General features: G+C 43.4%; 3 protein-coding genes. All 3 read left to right on the top strand.

Translation table 11 applies throughout. The features are described from left to right. Nucleotides 1–130: 130 nt before the first annotated feature. Nucleotides 131–544, top strand: a complete 414-nt coding sequence (locus IQ264_RS32245) for a DsbA family protein (protein WP_193986816.1) — start codon at nt 131–133, stop codon at nt 542–544. A gap of 102 nt (nt 545–646) precedes the next feature. Beyond that, nucleotides 647–838 carry a protein kinase domain-containing protein gene (locus tag IQ264_RS33790; RefSeq protein ID WP_322744850.1) on the top strand — a complete coding sequence of 64 codons (192 nt, stop codon included), beginning with the start codon at nt 647–649 and terminating at the stop codon, nt 836–838. After that, nucleotides 831–2,210 (top strand): ATP-binding protein, encoded by a 1,380-nt coding sequence (locus IQ264_RS32240; RefSeq protein WP_322744849.1) that lies wholly within the window; start codon nt 831–833, stop codon nt 2,208–2,210. The genes IQ264_RS33790 and IQ264_RS32240 overlap by 8 nt, the downstream gene beginning before the upstream one ends. The last annotated feature ends 102 nt before the right edge of the window (nt 2,211–2,312 follow it).

The raw sequence follows: 2,312 nt of genomic DNA, 5'->3' as shown, positions 1-2,312 counted from the left end.
TTCTGTTTCTTGACTTTCTTCTACTATAACTCCTGGTAGGTTTAGCAACTTAGTCAGTAATCTATTCTTCATCTCTTTGATGCTTAACACTTCCCTAATAATTTAGCACAGTAAGTACGGAAGAACCGTAATTCAACACCAGCTTGAGGAGACTTTATTTAAGAGAGGTTCGCTATGCTTTGTATTCCGACATTTTCCTCAATCTCAAATCCATCCTCAAGCTCAAAAGGCAGCAGCGGCGACAGAAGCAGCAGCAGCACAAGGGCGGTTTTGGCAGATGCACGAGATGCTATTGCAGCATCAGCAAGAACTGGGAGATGGGTATTTAGCAGAATACGCTGACAATTTAGGGCTTGATGTAACTCAATTTCTTCGAGACATTGCCCAGAAAGTGTACGTCGATCGCATCAATCAAGACATTGCCAGCGGCGTGGATAGTGGGGTGGTTAGCACTCCAGCTTTATTTATTAATGGTGTGCGTTATGTAGATGCTCTAGAGTTTGAACCATTACTGGTTGCGATTGCCGAAGCTTTTCATGGTTAGTAGTTTCATTAATAAACTGCATCAGGGCTATTCTTATCATGATTTCCCTACCAGATGTTGCTATTCAAGAAAAAATCTATGAAAGTTCTAATTCTTTAGTTTATCGAGATTATTGACTTTGGGATTGCCACCCGGTTTAACCGCTCGAATCCGACCTTCAAAAGTCCTCATGTTTTAGAAGGAACTCTCCCCTACCTTTCCCCAGAGCAAACAGGACGGATGAATCGTTTGCTCGACTACCGCACCGATTTTTACTCGCTCGGTGCAACGTTCTACCAACTGCTAACTGGGTAAATCGGCGTTAGTCCAAGAACTCTACAAACCGATTACGGCGAAGCGAGGATACTTTATCTCCGGTAAGTTTGACCAATTTGGGCGTAACATTCCCTATAGTGCGATCGTCGATGCCCTACGAAAATTGGTGCAGCAACTGTTGGGTGAACCTGATGAGCAATTGCAACAATGGCGTAAGCGCTTACTTGCAGTATTAGGCAGCAACGGACAACTGATCGTTGATGTAATTCCAGAAGTTGAATTGATTGTGGGCAAGCAGCAACCTGTGCCAGAGGTTGGATCGACCGAGGCACAAAATCGGTTTAACCTTGTCTTTGGGCAATTCATTCGGGTGTTTTGTTCAAAGAAACATCCCCTTGCCATTTTTCTAGATGATTTGCAGTGGGTTGACTGGGCCACGCTGAAATTAATCGAACTGATGCTGCTGGATGAGCAAACTCAGTTTCTGTTTTTGATTGGAGCCTACCGAGACAATGAGGTGAGTCCAATCCATCCACTGGTACTCACGCTGGAAGAGTTGCAAAAGCAAGGGGCAGTGCTGCATCAAATTGTTCTATCTCCTCTCACCCTGGAGCCGATCGCTAAGTTAATTGCGGAGGCACTCTATCGAGACGCTCATACTGTTCTTTCCTTAGCTGAATTGGTGCTGCGTAAAACAGGGGGCAATCCCTTCCTTGTGGGTGAATTTTTGCGCTTGCTATATAGCGAAAATCTGTTGTGCTTTGATGTCGATCGATCGAGATGGCAGTGGAACCTCGATCGGATTCGAGCTTTGAATATTGCTGATAATGTGAATGTGGTGGAGTTGCTGCTGAACAAGTTGAAGAAGCTACCAGAAGTATCACAGCAGTTGCTTCAATTAGCCGCTTGCATCGGGTTCCAATTTGATTTGAAAACGTTGGCGATCGTGTGTGAGCAATCGCCTAAAACAGTTTTTCGGAATTTGTTAGCAGCAATCCAAGCTGAGCTTATCCAACCGCTGTCTGAACTAGACGAAGACTTGTTAGTTCAAGACTACAAGTTTGTACACGATCGCGTCCAGCAAGCAGCATACACTCTAATTGATGAGTCACATAAGCAAATGGTTCATCTTCAAATTGGTCGCAATCTGCAACAGAAAACGCTGCCAGAGCGCCTATCAGATCGACTATTTGAAATTGTCGATCATCTCAATCATGGAATTGAGCTAGTTACCAATCAAGTAGAACGAAATGAAATTGCCAAACTGAATCTATTAGCAGGTCAGAAAGCAAAAAGGGCGATCGCATATAGTGTAGCAAAAGAGTATTTAGCTAAAGGCAGAGCTTGGCTAGCAAAATCTAGCTGGCAAACCAACTATAACTTAACGGCTCTCCCGTACCTGTGGGGATAAGTAAATCTTATTTAAATAAACAAGCTAACAGCTTTTCTCGCAAAGATTCAAAGCTTTTAAAGCCATAGCTTTGTCGAATAATGAGCTTAATTCTATTATTAA

Origin of the sequence: [Phormidium] sp. LEGE 05292, from assembly GCF_015207735.1 — a bacterium.
GTDB lineage: Bacteria > Cyanobacteriota > Cyanobacteriia > Cyanobacteriales > Aerosakkonemataceae > Floridanema.
This window is presented reverse-complemented; position numbering and strand designations above follow the sequence as displayed.